General features: G+C 45.1%; 15 protein-coding genes. 8 read left to right on the top strand and 7 right to left on the bottom strand.

The genetic code is table 11. The annotated features are described in order from the left end of the window. Nucleotides 1-424: 424 nt before the first annotated feature. The 4 genes from F7Y48_RS15790 to F7Y48_RS15775 all read left to right on the top strand — a co-directional run bounded on the left by F7Y48_RS15790 (nucleotide 425) and on the right by F7Y48_RS15775 (nucleotide 6,688). Nucleotides 425-1,642: an AAA family ATPase gene (locus F7Y48_RS15790; RefSeq protein ID WP_005374503.1), complete on the top strand. Its 1,218-nt coding sequence runs from the start codon at nucleotides 425-427 to the stop codon at nucleotides 1,640-1,642. Nucleotides 1,643-1,649: 7 nt separating this feature from the next. Beyond that, nucleotides 1,650-2,624 (top strand): ParB/RepB/Spo0J family partition protein, encoded by a 975-nt coding sequence (locus F7Y48_RS15785; RefSeq protein ID WP_170902816.1) that lies wholly within the window; start codon nucleotides 1,650-1,652, stop codon nucleotides 2,622-2,624. Nucleotides 2,625-2,729: 105 nt separating this feature from the next. Then, a complete protein-coding gene (locus tag F7Y48_RS15780) occupies nucleotides 2,730-4,757 on the top strand; it encodes a tRNA(Met) cytidine acetyltransferase TmcA (RefSeq protein ID WP_048625501.1) in 2,028 nt (675 codons plus the stop codon). A gap of 251 nt (nucleotides 4,758-5,008) precedes the next feature. Beyond that, nucleotides 5,009-6,688 (top strand): FapA family protein, encoded by a 1,680-nt coding sequence (locus F7Y48_RS15775; protein ID WP_258507753.1) that lies wholly within the window; start codon nucleotides 5,009-5,011, stop codon nucleotides 6,686-6,688. 56 nt (nucleotides 6,689-6,744) lie between these two features. Here F7Y48_RS15775 and catC read toward each other — a convergent pair whose 3' ends face one another. Further along, nucleotides 6,745-7,404 (bottom strand): type C chloramphenicol O-acetyltransferase, encoded by a 660-nt coding sequence (gene catC / locus F7Y48_RS15770; protein ID WP_258507754.1) that lies wholly within the window; start codon nucleotides 7,402-7,404, stop codon nucleotides 6,745-6,747. 88 nt (nucleotides 7,405-7,492) lie between these two features. Here catC and F7Y48_RS15765 point away from each other — a divergent pair, with 88 nt between their 5' ends. After that, a complete protein-coding gene (locus F7Y48_RS15765; RefSeq protein WP_176319876.1) occupies nucleotides 7,493-8,410 on the top strand; it encodes a LysR family transcriptional regulator in 918 nt (305 codons plus the stop codon). A 202-nt stretch (nucleotides 8,411-8,612) separates the two neighbouring features. Here F7Y48_RS15765 and F7Y48_RS15760 read toward each other — a convergent pair whose 3' ends face one another. The 3 genes from F7Y48_RS15760 to murQ form a co-directional block, all read right to left on the bottom strand. Beyond that, the gene (locus tag F7Y48_RS15760) at nucleotides 8,613-9,668 is read right to left on the bottom strand and encodes a porin (protein ID WP_176319875.1); all 1,056 of its coding nucleotides are present in this window, start codon (nucleotides 9,666-9,668) and stop codon (nucleotides 8,613-8,615) included. 148 nt (nucleotides 9,669-9,816) lie between these two features. After that, nucleotides 9,817-11,271 (bottom strand): PTS N-acetylmuramic acid transporter subunit IIBC, encoded by a 1,455-nt coding sequence (gene murP / locus F7Y48_RS15755; protein ID WP_104970362.1) that lies wholly within the window; start codon nucleotides 11,269-11,271, stop codon nucleotides 9,817-9,819. A 28-nt stretch (nucleotides 11,272-11,299) separates the two neighbouring features. After that, complete coding sequence (gene murQ, locus F7Y48_RS15750; RefSeq protein WP_104970363.1) at nucleotides 11,300-12,202, bottom strand: N-acetylmuramic acid 6-phosphate etherase; 903 nt, start codon at nucleotides 12,200-12,202, stop codon at nucleotides 11,300-11,302. A 242-nt stretch (nucleotides 12,203-12,444) separates the two neighbouring features. Here murQ and F7Y48_RS15745 point away from each other — a divergent pair, with 242 nt between their 5' ends. Continuing rightward, the gene (locus tag F7Y48_RS15745; RefSeq protein ID WP_005392114.1) at nucleotides 12,445-13,296 is read left to right on the top strand and encodes an SIS domain-containing protein; all 852 of its coding nucleotides are present in this window, start codon (nucleotides 12,445-12,447) and stop codon (nucleotides 13,294-13,296) included. A gap of 19 nt (nucleotides 13,297-13,315) precedes the next feature. Here F7Y48_RS15745 and mpaA read toward each other — a convergent pair whose 3' ends face one another. Further along, a complete protein-coding gene (gene mpaA, locus F7Y48_RS15740) occupies nucleotides 13,316-14,026 on the bottom strand; it encodes a murein tripeptide amidase MpaA (RefSeq protein ID WP_104970365.1) in 711 nt (236 codons plus the stop codon). Nucleotides 14,027-14,167: 141 nt separating this feature from the next. On the opposite strand from mpaA, the gene F7Y48_RS15735 reads away from it, so the two are divergent. Then, nucleotides 14,168-15,793, top strand: a complete 1,626-nt coding sequence (locus F7Y48_RS15735) for an ABC transporter substrate-binding protein (RefSeq protein WP_104970366.1) — start codon at nucleotides 14,168-14,170, stop codon at nucleotides 15,791-15,793. Between the two features lie 63 nt (nucleotides 15,794-15,856). Here the strand turns inward: F7Y48_RS15735 and F7Y48_RS15730 are convergent, their stop codons facing one another. Beyond that, nucleotides 15,857-16,441, bottom strand: a complete 585-nt coding sequence (locus tag F7Y48_RS15730) for a flavodoxin family protein (protein ID WP_104970367.1) — start codon at nucleotides 16,439-16,441, stop codon at nucleotides 15,857-15,859. A gap of 231 nt (nucleotides 16,442-16,672) precedes the next feature. On the opposite strand from F7Y48_RS15730, the gene F7Y48_RS15725 reads away from it, so the two are divergent. Then, nucleotides 16,673-17,011 (top strand): hypothetical protein, encoded by a 339-nt coding sequence (locus F7Y48_RS15725; protein WP_104970368.1) that lies wholly within the window; start codon nucleotides 16,673-16,675, stop codon nucleotides 17,009-17,011. A 303-nt stretch (nucleotides 17,012-17,314) separates the two neighbouring features. On the opposite strand, the gene F7Y48_RS15720 is transcribed toward F7Y48_RS15725, so the two are convergent. Beyond that, nucleotides 17,315-17,908 carry a mechanosensitive ion channel family protein gene (locus F7Y48_RS15720; RefSeq protein ID WP_104970369.1) on the bottom strand — a complete coding sequence of 198 codons (594 nt, stop codon included), beginning with the start codon at nucleotides 17,906-17,908 and terminating at the stop codon, nucleotides 17,315-17,317. Nucleotides 17,909-18,206: the final 298 nt, after the last annotated feature.

The following is an 18,206-nucleotide window of genomic DNA, read 5'->3' as shown; positions in this document are numbered from 1 at the left end:
ATCATAAGCATGCCTTGATCATACTTCCATAGGAACATCACTTGAACTGCCCTTTTTGGCTCGGATACATGATCAAGGTTGTTATTAGCGTTCATGTTGAAAGATTGCTTTCTATTTTTTGTTTAAATTAGGTTGGCCTAACATAATCCGTAATTTAGCTTAAGAATATAATCGTTCCGGTAGAAAATTGATTTACATTGTAAATGAGTGACGCTGTAACACTTTTATTTTTAAGTTTAAGGTGTCCATTTATTCGAAGATTATTTAATTAAAAATAGTTATGTTTTTTACCATAAATCATAAAAGCGTCGATTTGAGTGTTTTTTTATGTGATGGTTATTCAAAATGTTCGTGCACCTTTTTGTTGTTTTTGGTCTTTACTGCTGTACAATTGCAAGCATAAATCCTTCCAACGGAATTTGGCATGAAAAGAGAAAAAACGATTGAAAACCTTCTTGAGTTGGCGGAGCTGACTCAGCAGGTTCAAGCTGACCGTATTGAAATTGTTTTAGAAGAGCGAAGCGATAACTACTTCCCACCAATGTCTAAGGCGATGATGGAAACCCGTTCAGGTTTAACTCGTCGTAAGCTCGATGACGCGATTGGTAAGATGGAAGCGGCTGGCCATCAATTTACTAAAAATAACGCGAATCATTATTCAATTACGTTAGAAGAAGCACATATGCTTATGGATGCGGCTGAAGTGCCTAAATTTCATGAGCGTAAGAAGAATTCAGGTAACAAACCTTGGATTATTAACGTGCAGAACCAGAAGGGTGGTACAGGTAAATCAATGACAGCGGTCCATTTAGCGGCATGTTTAGCGCTAAATTTGGATAAACGCTACCGTATTTGTTTAATCGACTTAGACCCACAAGGCTCACTACGTTTATTCCTCAACCCGCAAATCAGCATGGCAGAGCATGATAATATCTATTCTGCGGTAGACATTATGTTGGGTAACGTGCCTGATGGTGTGGAAATTGACAGTGAATTTTTGCGTAAAAACGTATTGCTGCCAACGCAATACCCGAACTTAAAGTCGATTTCAGCGTTTCCAGAAGACGCAATGTTTAATGCTGAAGCATGGCAAACGCTATCTGAAGATCCATCACTCGATATCGTTCGTCTGCTAAAAGAGCAACTGATTGATAAAATTGCTGATGACTTCGATATCATCATGATTGATACCGGCCCACACGTTGACCCACTAGTATGGAATGCGATGTATGCATCAAATGCGTTGTTAATCCCTTGTGCGGCTAAGCGTCTGGACTGGGCTTCAACAGTAAACTTCTTCCAGCATTTGCCTACGGTATATGAAATGTTTCCGGAAGACTGGAATGGTCTTGAGTTTGTTCGCTTGATGCCAACCATGTTTGAGGACGACAATAAGAAGCAAGTTTCTGTTTTAACTGAAATGAACTATCTTCTAGGTGACCAAGTTATGATGGCTACTATCCCTCGTAGCCGTGCGTTTGAAACCTGTGCCGATACCTACAGCACAGTATTTGATCTGACAGTAAGCGATTTTGAAGGCGGTAAGAAGACGCTAGCCACCGCACAAGATGCTGTTCATAAAAGCGCACTGGAATTAGAGCGTGTGCTGCATTCTAATTGGCCGTCATTGAATCAGGGGTAATAAGTAAATGGCTTTGAAAACGTCTGAATTAAACGCGAAATTATTTGGCAAAACGAATAAACGTCGTGTTGTGACTCCACAAGAGGCGCAAACCGCGGCAAAAGAAAAAGCTCAAACGATTGAGCTAGCTGTCGCAGGTGAAAACATTGTTCAGTTTGAACTTGTTCGTATTCCTGCAGAGAAAGTCGCGACAGAAACAACGGTGTTTGTTGATAACGCTCGTGAGCAATCGTTCTTAAACGAACATGCTTTATCTGATGTTTTAGTCACACTCAAAGAGCGTGGCCAACAATATCCAGCGGTGGGTCGTCGCACTGACGATGGCAAAATTGAAGTGCTAGACGGTAGCCGTCGTCGCATGTCTTGTATCCTCGCGGAGCAAGATTTTTTGGTTTATGTTGCTGACAACATCAATACTGACCATGCAAAGTTTTTGTCTGATGTGGCAAATGCTCACAAGCCGCTCTCTTTGTACGAAAAAGGTAAAGAGATGCAGGCTAAACTAGATAGTGGTGAAGCTGAAGATCAGAAAGCATTGGCGAAAATGTTCCAGTGCAGTGAAGCGTTAGTAAGTGGCGCTTTAAAAGCGGCGGCATTACCGTTAGAACTGCTTCAAGCGTATCCCAATGTCGGCGATCTTGGTCGTCCAACTATCGTGAAACTGCACAAACAGTTTTCAACGTTGACGCCAGAGCAACAGCAAGAGCTGTTAGATAAGTGTCGCTCTAGCGAAGGCTTTTTATGGCAGCGAAGCACAGCTCAAGGCGTTGCTCGTCTGACAAAAGAAGTCACGGAAAGCATCGAAAACTGGATTGCTGAGCTTGCACCAGCAAAACCTGGCAAGAAGACCGAAAAAGTCGACTTAGTAAAAGGTCGAGCAAGCTACAGCCGAAAAGGTAGCAGTCTGGCGTTGAACTTGAAGAAAGTTGACGACAGCTTGATGGAAGAGATTCTTGCCTTTGTGCAAAACAAGCTGCAATAACAAAAGATGATTGAATCAACCGCCTCCGGGCGGTTTTTTTATATCTGAGAAGCGTCAAATTAAAGATGTGATACCATTGCGTCAGTTCAACGTTGGATAGACAAAATGCAGACACAATCTGATTTCCTTTCATCACTTCAACAACAAGCTCACCAATCTTTCCAAAGATTCGGCATCGTTATTCAAGGCGAGTCTTCTTGGCAAGATGCATTGGTGTCAGAGTTCCATAAAACACAGATGTATCAACGTTGGTTTTGTGTCGGCGATTTTGGTTTGGAAAACGCATACAGTGTTTCGCCTAAACAAGGGCACATGTTGTTAGGCAGAGAGTGTGACGTTCTATTGTTTGATGCTCGAAATGGTTTTGACGCAAATAGCTTTACCGCCGCGCTTGGCTCATTGGTTGGCGGTGGCCTTCTTATTATCATTACTGAGCCGCGACAGCCTACGAACTTTGCTCAGCAATGGATGCACAAACAATGGGAGAAGCTCGTTGTTATTGAGCAAGACAAACCATTGCCAACGGCTCCAGACATCAAGCAAGCAGAAAAAGAAAGCCACTACACGGAACAAGAACATGCCATTTCTCTAATTGAAAAGGTGGTGACAGGACATCGAAAGCGACCATTAATTTTGACCGCTGATCGTGGGCGGGGGAAAACAAGTGCCCTCGGCATTGCGTGTGCGAACTTATTACAGCAGAAGCCACTTAGAATCTTAATTACGGCACCATCTATAAAAGCTGTTGAGCCTGTTTACCAACATGCTTTGCGGTTACTTCCTAATGCGCAGCGTATTAAGAAGGACAGATTAGAATTAGGGCAGGGAGCCATTCAATTTATTGCTCCTGACGAACTTCTATCGAGCCGACCTGAATGTGATTTGTTACTTGTCGATGAAGCGGCTGCAATTCCAGTTCCTATGCTCAAAAGCATTACCGAACATTATCATCGACTCGTTTTTTCTACGACTATTCACGGTTATGAAGGTTGTGGCCGGGGCTTTACGATTAAATTTGTTGATTGGCTTCAGAAACAGCGTTCGGGAATGAAAACGTGGCACATGACACAGCCCATCCGCTGGAGCATGAATGATGCGCTCGAATCATGGCTCTATGACGCGTTTTTGTTGGATGCGGAGTTAACGCACCATCAACTTAACCAGGTCGACTCAATTTCCCTTTCTAAAGCCGGTAAGGACGATTTGATATCGCAGCCTAGTTTGCTGCGCGAGTGCTTTGCTCTTTTGGTGAATGCTCATTATCAGACCTCGCCGAATGATTTGATTCACCTTTTGCAAGACGACAACAGTCAGCTCTATTTTGCTAAGCAAGATAATGCGGTTGTGGGGGTAATATTAGCGGTCGAAGAGGGGGGGCTTGACGCTGAATTGGTTGAAGAAATTCAGCTTGGTAAGCGTCGTCCTAAAGGACACTTAGCCCCAGTTACGATTGCAAACCAATTAGGATTTCCGAATGTCGCGAATCTATCGACGCTGCGAGTCATGAGAATTGCTGTTCATCCGGAATTGCAAGGAAGAGGCATCGGTCAAAAAATGCTGCAGCAACTTGATCAAATGTCGGCTAAACACATTGCTTACTTATCCACGAGTTTCGGTGCGACGGAAGAGTTGGTCCATTTCTGGCGACAATCGAACTTCCGTGCAATTCGCTTAGGGTCAATGCGCGATGCTGCTAGCGGTTGTTATTCAGTCTTGATGGTCAAAGCTTGTGATTCCAAACAGACGGCTTGGGTCGATGAATCTCAGGCGCTATTTGAAGAAATGTTGTCTAACAATGTGGCTGACGTCTATCCAAAATTAGAAGCCTCAATTTTTCGAGCTCTATTACCGCAACCTTTGGGAATGAGTCCACTTCATCCCGCTAAGTTATTACTAATTGAATGCTATGCTGATGGTGGTAACAGTTATGAGTCCGTGTCTGCTTGGCTTCAGCAGTGGTTACTTAACTTAGGTTTGAACTCCGCTTCCGACTTGATGATCAGTAAGCTTTTTCTTAACCGTAGTTGGACTGAATGTGCTCAGCAATTTGGGCTACCTGGAAGAAAGCAAGTTGAGCAGCAGCTAAGGGACGAAGTAAAGCACAGTTGGAACGATTTACACTGTAAACAATAAGGTGAGATTTACACTGTAAATGAAATTATTAGGAGCTGATTTTACACTGTAAATCCAGCTCCTTTTTATTTCAGTGTGTATTTTGATTGAGCTTTAGGTTAAATCGAAATGCTCTCTTAATATCTGTTTAACCGTTATTGATGGATTACTTTCTTTAGTGACGTGAGCCTTATAATAAGAAATGCGAGGTTTGTTCAGAAAACGGATTTGGGTAGACTGAAAGTGTTGATGGGAAGCAAAGTGGTAAGGGTATGTGGAAGCTGTGTCTTGAGTTATCTGAAGATAAGACCAAGGTGATAGCCCGTCTTCCGGGAGAAGTGGACCTCGGTGGTGAACTAAATCAAAATGAATTAAACGAGCAGCTCGTCGCAATGAACGCTGAAAAGATGTTTGTTGTTGAGGGGGAAGTCGTGAGATTCATTAACTGCGCCAAAGAACGTAAAGCCGAGGCCTACGAAGGCATCGTCATTGCGGAAAAACGCAACGCGCAAGTTGAGGTTGAATTATCGAATAATGACATGCTCGCCAGTATGAACGTTGTCGGCGCGTACGGAGGCCGAGGTTTACGTGGCCCCGAGATTGTTCAAGCCCTTGCTCAAGCGCGAGTTTCGAAAGGCATCAACAAACTGGCTTTGAAGAAAGTGTTGGTTGTCAGCACTCAGCTCAAACCAGGCGAAACTTTTTCTCAACCTGTAGCGGTTGGTAAGCAACCTATCAAAGGCAAAGACGCTCGTTTTACTCCTCTCGTTAAAGACATCACCAAACGCATCCTCAAACCCAAAGACGGCCAATCTGCTAGCGACAAAATTGATTTACGTAACCTCGGTGAAACTATCGCGGTTGACGTAGGCGATGAGGTGATGCGCCGCACGCCTGCGACCAAAGGTACGCCAGGTTTTACTGTTCAAGGGCGAGTGATTCCTCCACAAGCTGGAAAAGACAGCCCAATGAAGCCAGGCAAGGGCACCGAGATAAGCAAGCACGACCCAAACCTATTGATTGCATCGGTATCCGGTACGCCTCTGATTAAAGACAAAACCATTGAAGTTGATAACGCACTCTGTCTCAATAGCGTTGGCGTGAATACAGGTCACGTGAAATTTAAAGGGAATGTGATTATCGGTGGCAACATTGAATCCGGAATGATTGTTAAAGCGACGGGCTCTATTACTGTAGGCGGCTTCATTGAATCGGCTGACGTACAAGCGCAAGACGACATTCAAGTTGGTAAAGGGATCATTGGCCACACCGTGAGTGATGGCCAGCCAAAGAGTTGTCACGTCAAAGCCAAAGGTTCGATTCGTGCCAGCTACGCCCAATATTGTGATTTGCAAGCCGGCGAAGATATTGAGTTGGCGGTGCACAGCATGAATAACGATATTGTTTGTGGGCGCAATCTGACCGTGCTGGATGCGAACGGTAGGAACGGCACGCTCAGCGGAGGAGATGCAAAAGTCGGTGACAAAGTGGTGTGCTTACAATTGGGCGTAGAAGGCGACACCGCCACTAAGGTAGAAGCGTTCGCGCGCTATTCTGCATTTAAGGAGCGATTAGCAGAGCTCAAAGATCAATACAAACGTGCTCAAGAAGGAACGATGGATGTGATTCGTAAAGAGCTCGAATTTAAGAAACGTCCTAAAGCCGAACGTACCGACGAAGAACAAGCTCAGATTGATGTGATGAAAATACAAAACAACGAGCAGCTTGAAGCGATAAAGCAAAAGCTAGAACAAACGGAACATGACTTTGAAGTCGCGTTAGAAGAAAATATTGTCGAAGCCAAAGAGCGTGTCTTCACTCGCGTGACGGTGCAGTTTGGCGACGAGCAAGTAACGACAAAGCGCACTCATGGCGGTTGTTCGTTCCGTTTCAATCAATACGAAATTAAAGTCTCGGCGAACTTGGAAGAAGAGGACGTCGCTGCGGTTTAAGCTTTCTTACTCACTGAGCCCACACGTCGCAACAAGATGTGTGGGCTTTTGTTTATCTACAAATCGACAATGTGCTCTTGATAGTAGTCCGCAAGCGCACCGACTTGGCTGCTACACATTACGTTCATTGCTTGTTTAATGTGTTCTATTGGCCAGTTCCACCATTGGATATTGAGTAGAGTTTCAATCTCTTTATCGCTAAATCGTTGACGTACGACTTGGTTGTTTCCAACCACCACCGAATAAGGTTGGACGTCTTTCGTCACTACGGTGCGTGCTCCGATGACGGCTCCATCGCCGATGTTTACTCCGGGCATGATCATCGCCTCGCTGCCAATCCAAACATCATTCCCCACCACCGTGTCTCCGGCACGCTCGAAACCGTCTTGTACGCCCTCTCCAAATTCTTCAGGAGAGAAGGGGAAGGTTGAAATCCAGTCAATGCGATGACCTTGGTTTCCTGCCATCATAAAGGTGGCTCCAGAAGCGATGGAACAAAACTTGCCAATGATTAATTTGTCGATGCTATCGGGTTCTCTACTTTGCCATTCTTGAAGTGTGACGGGGTCACCCAACAAGTAGCGTACCGCTTGCTCTTCGAAGCTTTTTTGATGATAGAAGCCCGAGTAATAGCTGTAATCGCCAACGATGATATTGGGATTTGTGATGTGATCTTTAATGACTTGACCTTTTAACCACGTGTCGAAAACACTCATAACTCATCCTTTCAAATTTAGGTTGTACAGAGTTTAGATGCTTTCTATTATTTCCAGTAGTTTGATTTTAGAGATTCAGAATTACTGTATGGAAATAAAATGGCTCAGCTACGTACCACTTTACGTCGCTTTGTGCGAAGAGCGAAGTATTGCTGGCGCGGCAAAGCGCCTGAATTGTTCGAATGCGCATGTAAGTCGGCAACTTAAACAGCTTGAAGAGATATTGTCGGTGCAGCTTATTCAGCGAACTACGCGCCAGTTTAATTTGACCTACGATGGTTTGCGGTTTTATCAGCAGGTAAAGCAACTGCTCGAAGGCGCTGAGCAGATTAATGAACAAGTCATGGCAAACGAGATCGTATCGGGAAAATTGAGAATAGCGGCGTCTGCTTCTTTTGGAGCCGCGTTACTCAGCCAAACATTGATCGAGTTTCGATTGCAACATCCACAAGTGAGCGTCGAAGTGATCTTCACAGAGACACCTCTCGACTTGATTGAGGCTGGGTTTGATATCGCATTCTACTTTACCGATAATCCTCCAGAGGGATACGTCGGCCATCAGCTACGCACTTTACACTGTAAACCAATCGCTCATCGCTCGTATTTAGCTGATAAACCAAATGTAAGTACGCCAGAGAATCTTGGTGACTTAGAGCACATCCTTTATAAAAGTCGCGACTTGGTGTTAGATAAATGGACGTTTACGCATAAGCAAACTCAGCAGCAGTGCAGTATTGGGTTAGAAAGTACGCTGAGTTTTAATCTTGTCCGGTCCATGTTGGATGCTACTTTGGCTGGTTGTGGTGTTGCCATGTTAGATGAATTTGCGCTGGCCGAACTCGAACCTGCACAAAAAGAACAACTCGTGAGTTTGCTGCCAGATTGGCAAACGGATGCGATTTTGCCGCTTTATCTGCTTTACCCAAAACGTGAGCACTTACCAAGAAGAACGCGAGCGTTCATTGATCACTTTAGGAACATATATTCTGTCGGCGAATATCGATAACAAACTTAGCAACAATTGAGGAAGCAAAGGAATGCGAAAACACTGTCACCAGTTTTCCTGATGCCGGTGTGTTGGTCAAAACAGGTAACGAAGAAAACATATTACGAGGGTGAGCTTCTTCAAATCAGCATTAAAGGCAATAACTACTGACCGGACACAGAAGAAGCTCATGGATTCAGCTAACTTACATTAAGTATCGTGCTTACAGCTCGTAACGCAGACCTAAGTGGTAGTAGCTTTCGTCTGCGTGCGCACCGCCAAACGAGACTTCTTGTCCATTGCTGTAGCCACGCGAGCCGTTACGATCAACGTAGTTTGTGTAGATAGAAGAACGAGGCGTCAGTTTGTATTGCACTTCTAGCGTTGTATCTTTCAGCTCTAGCTCGTCACCCTCACTGTTTTCTAAAGAACGATAACCAGCACGCAGTGCCCATTTGTCATTTACACTGTAAACCGCCGTCAGTTCCATCACTTTGTCGGTACTGGTTTGTGAGTAATAGCCCTCTAGTTCATCTTCCGAGTACAACGCACCCAACATCAAATCACTTAGGTAGTAACGCGTACCTGCGCCCCAGAAGGTGTAATCGGTGTCGTTGCTTTCACGTGCATCACCTTTATTTTTCTGCATCGCCACCACTGGTGCCAAGGTACCCAAATTCCCCATATCTAGCGTATAACGCAGTGCAGTGTTGTAACCGTAGTCGAGCTCAGAAGTGTTGTTTCCTAAAATGTACGCGACAGAAAAGTCGAAATTACCTAGGCTGTTTTGATATTGCAGCGTGCCATCTTGACGGAAAACTTGCGTCGCGGTTTTGTCGACTTTATTCGCTTGGCGCGCCATAGAAACATCGGAAGAGGCGAACACATCACCAATGTCGGTAAACATAATCAATCCAGATGCCACGCGACCACCAGTAATGCGACCATAATCTTTCGCATCAATACCCGCCCATACATAACGTGCGGTCAGAGACGGTTTGTCGTTTACTTGGTTTGCGTATTCAGCGGCACCCACTTGGTATTGCGCTTGGCCGATGATCGACGCGTACTCGTTGATGGTTTGTGAACCGTTTAAACCAATACGGCCATCAAACTCGCCATTTGCATCGCCGTGCTCATCATTTTTACTGGTGACATTGAAACCAAGACGAGAGTAAATATTTAAAACTGACCCATCTTCCGCTTGATACAGCTGCGCTGCCATTGCGTTTGATGCCATCAATGTTGGGATAAGTAGAGTCAAAATGTGCTTTTTCATGATTAACGACCTTTCATTTCTATTGTTTTAGGTACGACAAAGCCCCTTCCGAGTAACGGAATAAGAAAAATTGTCGTGAAGTAGAGAGAGGGTGCGCCCTTGTTTGCCAAGGGCGCGAGCTAGTCCATTCCTATAGGGGAAGAATGATTTAGCTTAAATCGACGTCTTTGCTGCCAAAGAAGTAAGTCGCGAGGAAGCCAACGATGTAAGAGATAAGCAGGCCAGCAACAAACACCATCATGCCCGGGAAGATGCCATTTTCTGATGTCATGAGAGGAATCGCCACGATACCGGACGGGCCAAACACCGTATTAAGACCAACTGGCAAGCCAAGGTAAGAAACTAAGCCGATAAAGAAGCCGCCCGCAGCACCACCAATACAAGCGGTAACGAATGGTTTTACGCGTGGTAATGTCACGCCGTAAATCAATGGTTCGCCAATACCTAGAAGGCCAGGAATAATAGCGCCTTTAACTTGAGTGCGCAGTAGAGCGCCTTTTTTGGCTTTGAAATACAGCGCCATTGACGCGCCAACCTGACCGCCACCAGCCATCGCCAGGATAGGAAACAGTGAGTTAAAACCCTGTGCTTCCATCAATGCGAAGTACACAGGAACGAAACCCTGGTGGATTCCAAATACCACAGAAATTAAGAACAAACCTGCCAAGATTGCAGCACCTAATGGGTTATCGTTCAAGTTGAGGAACAACCAAGACATCCCTTTAAACAGCTCGCCGCCGATTGGCATGATGATCAAGAAGGTTACCGCCCCCATGATCAATAGAGTGATAACGGACGTTAAGATCATGTCCAGATCATCTGGCATGTATTGACGAACCTTACGCTCGACTTGCGCACCGATGATCGCCGCCAAAAGTACGCCGATAATGTTGCCGCGCGGGTCAATCGCAAAGCCGAAAAACTCGTTCATGCCAGAGTAAATGCCGGATGTAGCCTCTGGGTTGTAACCCAGTACAAACAAAGAGGCGAGAATGGCACCATTAACACCAGAGCCGCCAAACGCTTGCTGCGCGTTGTAACCAATCAGAATACTTAAGAAAGCAAACAGACCCTTACCAAAGACTTTCATGTAGGCGATCAAATCCAACATAAACTGGCTTGGTGTCTGGTCGAGAACAAACATCTGTTCCAATAACGTCGCAAAACCAAGCAACAAACCAGCGGCAATAAAGCCAGGGATCAACGGCGTAAAGATGGTGGCAAACTTGCTTAAAAAACGCTGAACCGCACTGGTTTGTTTGCTCTTCATCTGTTTTTTCTGCTCGGCCGCGACGGCAGAAAGATCTTGTTGCGGCATATCAGCTTCTTCACTGTCACCAGAGGTTAAGCTGTCGATCAATTGATTCATCATCTCAGCCGCTTGTTGAGCTTTTCCGGGACCGAGAATGATCTGAAACTGCTCATCGCTTTCCACCACACCCATTACGCCGGGAATTTGCTTGATAACTGACTGATCAGCCAAACCATTGTTGGCGAGCGATAAACGCAAACGCGTCATACAGTTACCACATTTGCTTACGTTGCTGCTGCCACCCACTGCGGACAGCAACTGCGATACTGTGTTTGAAGTTATTTTTGCCATAGGGTCTATCCTTCAGAACTCGGATTATTTAGTTATTATTTAGTGCTGCGCGAATAAAACCGTTGTGCGCGGCGAGGCGTGATTTGGCTTGTTCGGCATCCAAATCGGCCAAAATCATTAAGATGGCAGTTTTGCAGTGGCGATCGCAGGCATTTAATGCTCGCTCTGATTCTTCTTTTGATGCGCCAGTTGCTTCTACAACAATGTTGGTTTGGCGTTGGATGAGCTTGGCGTTGGTGGCCTCTACATCCACCATTAAGTTGCCAAATACCTTACCGCTACGAATCATTGCACCTGTCGTGAGCATGTTTAACACCAGTTTTTGTGCGGTGCCGGCTTTCATGCGAGAAGAGCCAGTAACGACCTCTGCGCCAACAATCGGCAGAATCGCGATGTCGGCCGCTTTTGCCATTGCACATTCCGGATTACAGGCGATAGATGCGGTCGTAGATCCGATGGATTTAGCGTACTCCAAACCACCTAGTACATAAGGTGTACGGCCACTCGCTGCAATGCCTACAACCACGTCATGTTTGGTGAGGTGAAGCGCTTTTAAGTCGTCTTGACCCATTTTCGCGTCGTCTTCTGCGTTTTCTACCGCTTTCAAAATCGCTTGGTGTCCACCAGCAATTAAGCCAATCACCATATCTGGATGCGTGCCGTAGGTAGGAGGACACTCGCTCGCATCAAGAATTCCTAAGCGGCCTGATGTGCCAGCTCCCATGTAAACCAAACGGCCACCATTGGCGAACGCTGCAGTAATTGCATCAACCGTCTTTGCAATTTGTGGTAGCACTGCTTTGACCGCGAGCGCGACTTTTTGATCCTCTTCATTAATGACTTGCAGCATCTCGATGGTCGAAAGCGTATCAATCTCTGCACTGGCTGGATTACGGCTTTCTGTCACCAATCGGCTTAAATCAATTTTCATGTTTTACACTCTTCGTAATGTTCAATCTGAGGGCGATTCTATGGAATAAAATATTCTGTTTTGGTGATAAAAATCACACTTGAGGTTATTCTTTGTGCAGGAGAAATTTGGAATAATGAGAGAAAACATACGTCCATTACATCCGGTATAAACTGGCTTGGTTAGAGTAATCATGGGGTTAAATCAAACTCCAATTATTTTTGTTCTGGAATAATTTATTTAAATTTTTTGAGGTTTTTGTTGTGTCAGTTGTCAATAAGATAGTCGCGAGGCGTACTCAGCTTTCGCAAAGTGGTCGTTTGGTCGGCGATTGGATTGTTGAAAACGCAGAAAAGGCGGCGCTGCTCACTAGCCAAGAACTTGCGGCGCAAGTAAAAGTGAGTCAATCGAGCATTGTGAAATTTACTCAGCGTATTGGCTTTAAAGGCTACAGCGAGTTTAAGTTAGCTCTGAATGAAGAGATTGGCCGTAAGCATGCGATGCAGTCGACACCGTTGCACAGTGATATTTTGGCAGATGATCCCATCGCGGTTATTTCACAGAAACTGGTGAAAGCAAAAACAGATGCTATGTTTCAAACCACCAATGCGCTGTCTTATGAAGCGTGTCACCAAGCGGTGAAATGGTTGAGTGAAGCGCGTCGAGTGCAAGTGGTCGGGATTGGGGGCTCTGCACTGACCGCGAAGGATTTAAGCTTTAAACTGCTTAAACTTGGTATTACGGCGCTTTCTGAACAAGACAGCCACGTGCAGATTGCTGTTGCCCGCACGCTCTCTCCAGAAGATGTTCAGATCGCAATCTCGTTTTCGGGTGAGCGCAAAGAAATTCTCGTCGCGGCAGAAGCGGCAAAAGAGCAGGGCGCGAAGGTGATTGCGTTATCTGCTCCTGGGAGAAGCCGCTTGCGCGGTATTGCCGATATTACGTTTGATACGATTGCCAATGAAACGGAACATCGCAGCTCATCCATTGCTTCACGCACCGCGCAAAACGTGATCACCGATTTGCTGTTTATCATCTTGGTTCAGCAAAGAGACGACAGTGCCCGTCAGTTGATCAGCGATATCAGTACCGACATCAAACAGATCCTCACATGATCGCTTAACCAACAGCGAACTAAAGATCCGGATCGTGCATCAGTAAAGCAATAAAGGCGGGGAGATGCTTTTCAATGGTGAGATCGGCAGAAATTGCCGGTAACTCCAACGTGATGCAAGGTAAATCACGTTCACTACACCAAGTGCCGAATGAGCCGGGTGTTTCGTAGTCGACATCGTCAACGATTGGCAGTTGAAACTGCTCGCCGAGCCATTTGGCAAGGTTGGAATGTTTGGGATCATCTACAAACGCAAGCGGTTCATGAAACGACACCACAAACTTTGGCTTGCGCAGTTCAATCAAGTTAATTAATGCGCTAACTTCTGGCTCTAGCTGGTTTTTAGTGCCAGTTTTCACTTTTACGTCTCGAACGGGTGTGTGAGAACTCCATCGATACACGGTGCCATGCTCAGTCCAATTTTGGGTTGGAAACGCGCGATTGAGGTCCACTTGGTTTGCATTTGCGCGTGTGCCTAGCTGGTTGCCGTCAGGATTCATTGACAGAATCACATCATGTCGTAAGTTTTCAGCAGGCAAGCTTCTTAGCGCGCAGGACAAACCTGCAATCGAGGCCGTCTCATCCCCGTGAGTGCCTGCCAAAATCAAACCTCGCGAAGCACTTTCGACTTGTGCCGGAAAATACAGTAATGGCGCACCAAGCACGGAATGACCGTATGTTGTTGGCCGAATTAAAAATGCCGCTCTTTCCGTTCTTGGAATTAGACTCACCGTAATCTCCTGATTGATGAAGTAGTATCAATATCTAAGCTAATTAAACCTAGCTAAACCGAACCGTTTAAACTCGTCAACGGTTGAAATGTTAATTGTGGCACTTGCTTCACAAGACGCGTTAGGAGAACGAAAAACGATATGGATTTTAAAAAACATTCAACGGCGTTGCTGATTTCCTCTTTATTCACCCCTTTTCTTGCTACATCGGTTGCTGCGGAGACCTTACCTAAAGGCATTCAACTTGCCGCAGAACAGCATTTAGTACGTGCGAATGACGCAGAGGCGGCGACGCTTGACCCAGCGAAAGCCGAAGGTCTGCCAGAAATGCATGTGATTCGTGACTTATTTGAAGGGCTTGTGATTCAAGATCGTGACGGAAATATCATTCCCGGTGTGGCAGAATCATGGGAAACCAAGGACAACCAAACCTTTGTTTTTCACTTACGCAAAGACGCAAAATGGTCGAATGGCGAGCCTGTGACGGCGGATGATTTTGTCTATTCACTGCGCCGAGCGGTAGATCCGAAAACCGCTTCTCCAAATGTTTGGTATCTCAAACTCACCAAGATCAAAAACATCACCGATGTAGCAGAGGGCAAAAAGCCTTTGGACGAGCTCGGTATCAAGGCGGTAGATAAATACACCCTACGTTTTGAGTTGGACAGTCAAGTGCCGTACTTTGTTGCCATGACTGGGCACACGTCCATGATGCCAGTGCATCAAGCGACAGTGGAAAACCGCGACAAGCCGTGGAGCGATCCAGACCAATTTGTTGGCAATGGTTCATTCACATTGGATAAGTGGGTCGTGAATGAGCGCATTGAACTGGTTAAGAATCCAAGTTACTGGGACAGCGCAGATACGCATTTAAACAGAGTGACTTACATTCCGTTTGAAAACCAAAACGCGTCGATCAATCGTTATGCGGCAGGAGAGCTGGATATCACGTCAGATGTGCCGACTCATATGGCGCAGAAGCTTAAACAAGATTACAAGCAGGCTTACACGGTGGTGCCATTATTGTGTACGTATTACTACGCGTTCAATACCACTCGTCCGCCATTTGATGATGTGCGAGTGCGTCAAGCGGTGTCGTACTCCATCATGCGCGATGTGATTACGAATGGTGTCACGCAAGTGGGCAACCTTCCTGCTTATACTTTTGCGCATCAGTACACCGCAGGGTTTGATGCGACGCCGCCTGAATACAGTAAGTGGAGTCAGCAACAACGTGACGAGAAAGCGCGTCAGTTGTTAAAAGAAGCGGGTTACAGCCAAGACAAGCCGCTCGATTTTAAATTGCTGTACAACACCAGTGAGGCAAACAAATCGATCGCGGTTGCGATAGCGTCGATGCTACAAAAAAATCTCGGTGCAAACGTGGAGTTAGAAAACCAAGAGTGGAAGTCGTACTTAGTGGCGCGTAAACAAGGCAATTTCGATGTGATGCGCGCTTCCTGGTGTGGTGATTACAATGAAGCGTCTACTTTCCTGAGCTTACTTCGCTCAGGTTCTTCGGGTAACTTTGCACGTTACAGCAGTGAAGCGTATGACAACGCGATGAACAGTGCATTGGCTGCAACTAATGAGAAAGCGCGCCAAGGATTTTACGATCAAGCTGAACAGTTGCTGGCGACAGATATGCCTATCGCGCCAATCTATTACTACATGCAAGCACGTTTGGTTCGCCCTACGGTTGGCGGTTTTGCCAAAAACAACGTAGAAGGGCGCATCTACTCGAAAGACCTCTACATCAAGAAGTAGCGCTCAAAACAAGCGATAAATACGAAGCCCCTAAGATGTGTCTTAAGGGGCTTCTTTTTATTGTTAGCGAGCGGAGAGCTTGTCCACTAGCATTGCGACTCGTTTGCCAAGATACTCCGCCGTTGCAACATCAGAGGTATGCAGCCGACCATCTTCACCACCTTGTGCAACAATACCACCTTGCACACCGTAGCGATTCAGGTTTTGCTCCCCAGAATTGCTGATCTTATCCAACCCGACCCACATCATGCCGTGTTGGTTAGCGAGCGTTTGTAGATATTGTAATGTGCAAGATTGGTCGCCATTCATTGCCCCACCACTGGTAAAGCCAGCCGCGATTTTGCTCGCCCATTTTTGGTAATACCAAGATTCACTGCTTGCATCTGCAAATGCTTTAAACTGCGCTGCTACACCGCCCATATAGGTCGGTGAGCCAAAGATAATCGCATCACACTCAGCAAGTTCATCCATTAGTTTAGGGTTCACAAAACGTCCCTCAATAATCTCACTGCCTTCAATTCGGTGAGAGAGGATTTCACATTCATCTTGCTGCTTAATGCCTTGTTGTTCAACACCTGCGGCAATCGCGCGAGCAAGCTGACCAGTAACGTCGGTTTTAGAGAAATAAATAATCGCAATTTTGGACACAATGGTTCCTTTTTTCATTGTTGATTTTTAATCGTGCGACTAAGGCTAAAACCTCAAGCTAAGTTGAGGTCAAGAAGAGATTTGAGATAGATAAAGTACGAATTGGTATCTAAAGAGCTTTCTTATAGGGTAAGTCGACGGCATAACTACAGTGAATGCAACGACGATGAATGTCGTGTATAAAAGCGTTAAAGGAAGATCTTAAAGATGTAGAAAACTCTCTTGGAAACAATGATAAAGGTACCGATGCTAGTGATGATTAATAGGCGGAAAAATAGATTAAAATATGTAAACTCAGACCTGATCCAAGGCGGGAAAAGTACATTTCATCGTTTCTTAAGGCGAGGGATTATTATCATTATGGTAGGAGGCCTTTCTACAGCCTCTTCCACGGTATTTGCACACTTTATAGCGGGTGTGTTTGATGTGGATATGAATGTTCATCCAGAGAGCTTAGAAGAAAAAGTGCATGCACTACTTTTTGTTTCGGTCAGTCTTGTTTTTTACCTCTTTTATGCCCTTATCTCGCTAAATATTAGTGGGTGGCTCATAGTGAAGCTAAAAATATAAGCTTAACTAAAACCATGTCCTTGTATTTTAAGGAAGATGGAACTAGTGACGATTTTTTCTTTGCTTGCACCATCTCTATTTTTTGTATTTATTTAAGGTTCGTAAATTAAGAAGCTTCCTTTGGTTAAAGTGGCGCTTTTGGTTTCGGCGATGTGTCATGTTTTTATCATGAAAGAATACAGCGGTGACCTTTCAGTTTATACGTTTTGTCTCTTCACTGTTGTTCTCCATTAACTTTGGGTTATTTGTGACTACCAAGTGATATTAAAAAAGCCGATGTAGATACATCGGCTTTTTAGTGGGTTATTTCTTTCTGCGAGTATAAATCCGAGATTTTGCTTTACTTGGCTCTGGCTTATTTTTCGCCAGCTTTAGTACCGCTTTTTGCAAAATCTGGTTGTTTGGGTAAGTGATCAAGTTACCGTTATCGTGCTTAATTAACACGTGAAACATACTGATTTCTTGAATCTCGCCGCTGATGTCTTCGTCTTTGTCTACGACTTTAATGCGATCGCCCACTCGGTATGGGAAGACAAAAAAGATCAAAAAGCTGGCAGTGATGTTGCTCAGAATTGACCATTGCGCAATAAACGCCACACCCAATACGGCGAAAATGGACGATAGGAACAATGACACATCGCCATAGCCAATCCCGGTGATAATGGCAAAAACAGACGCGGTTAAAAATAAAAGCACGACGTTAAAACAACGCTGAATAAAACTCAGGCGGGCCTTTTTTACACCTTTTGAGGTCGCTAAGTTTAAAATGGCTCGATTGACGATTCTCTTCAGAGTGCGATAAGCAATCAGGACAATAATGCCCATTAAGACTTTGTACCCGAGAGAGCCAGCGGTGAAATACTGGCTCACTTGATCTAGATGGATCCAATCATTCATGTCTTCAACTCGACGATATTAAGAAAACCGCTGTTATAGCTGATTTTCTGATGTAAGTAATCACAAATTTTTCTCTCCATTTTCGTCTCTCTACCTAGGAATTTAGCCCTAGAGCCTACGGAGAGTTGTAGAGTTTTATCAATAGTGTGCAGAGCTTTACTTCTGTTTGCGCTCACCGCATATATTCAACCAAAGTTGATGCGGTTTTAAAGTGTTTAATGTTTGAGCTGTATCTCATATCCGGTATTGTATGAGGCTAGGAGCGTATAAACGTGCTGAATATGATTTTTGTCCTGAT

This window comes from Vibrio sp. 2-1-2a (genome assembly GCF_032648565.1).
GTDB classification, from domain to species: domain Bacteria; phylum Pseudomonadota; class Gammaproteobacteria; order Enterobacterales; family Vibrionaceae; genus Vibrio; species Vibrio diabolicus.
Note: the sequence above shows the minus strand (reverse complement) of the source record. Positions and strands in the feature narration are given on the sequence as shown.

Excerpts from the sequence above, each read along its gene's own strand:
- F7Y48_RS15790 (WP_005374503.1), top strand. The coding sequence starts at position 425 with ATGAAAAGAGAAAAAACGATTGAAAACCTTCTTGAGTTGGCGGAGCTG.
- F7Y48_RS15785 (WP_170902816.1), top strand. The coding sequence starts at position 1,650 with ATGGCTTTGAAAACGTCTGAATTAAACGCGAAATTATTTGGCAAAACG.
- F7Y48_RS15780 (WP_048625501.1), top strand. The coding sequence starts at position 2,730 with ATGCAGACACAATCTGATTTCCTTTCATCACTTCAACAACAAGCTCAC.
- F7Y48_RS15775 (WP_258507753.1), top strand. The coding sequence starts at position 5,009 with ATGTGGAAGCTGTGTCTTGAGTTATCTGAAGATAAGACCAAGGTGATA.
- catC (WP_258507754.1), bottom strand. The coding sequence starts at position 7,404 with ATGAGTGTTTTCGACACGTGGTTAAAAGGTCAAGTCATTAAAGATCAC.
- F7Y48_RS15765 (WP_176319876.1), top strand. The coding sequence starts at position 7,493 with ATGGAAATAAAATGGCTCAGCTACGTACCACTTTACGTCGCTTTGTGC.
- F7Y48_RS15760 (WP_176319875.1), bottom strand. The coding sequence starts at position 9,668 with ATGAAAAAGCACATTTTGACTCTACTTATCCCAACATTGATGGCATCA.
- murP (WP_104970362.1), bottom strand. The coding sequence starts at position 11,271 with ATGGCAAAAATAACTTCAAACACAGTATCGCAGTTGCTGTCCGCAGTG.
- murQ (WP_104970363.1), bottom strand. The coding sequence starts at position 12,202 with ATGAAAATTGATTTAAGCCGATTGGTGACAGAAAGCCGTAATCCAGCC.
- F7Y48_RS15735 (WP_104970366.1), top strand. The coding sequence starts at position 14,168 with ATGGATTTTAAAAAACATTCAACGGCGTTGCTGATTTCCTCTTTATTC.
- F7Y48_RS15725 (WP_104970368.1), top strand. The coding sequence starts at position 16,673 with ATGATAAAGGTACCGATGCTAGTGATGATTAATAGGCGGAAAAATAGA.
- F7Y48_RS15720 (WP_104970369.1), bottom strand. The coding sequence starts at position 17,908 with ATGAATGATTGGATCCATCTAGATCAAGTGAGCCAGTATTTCACCGCT.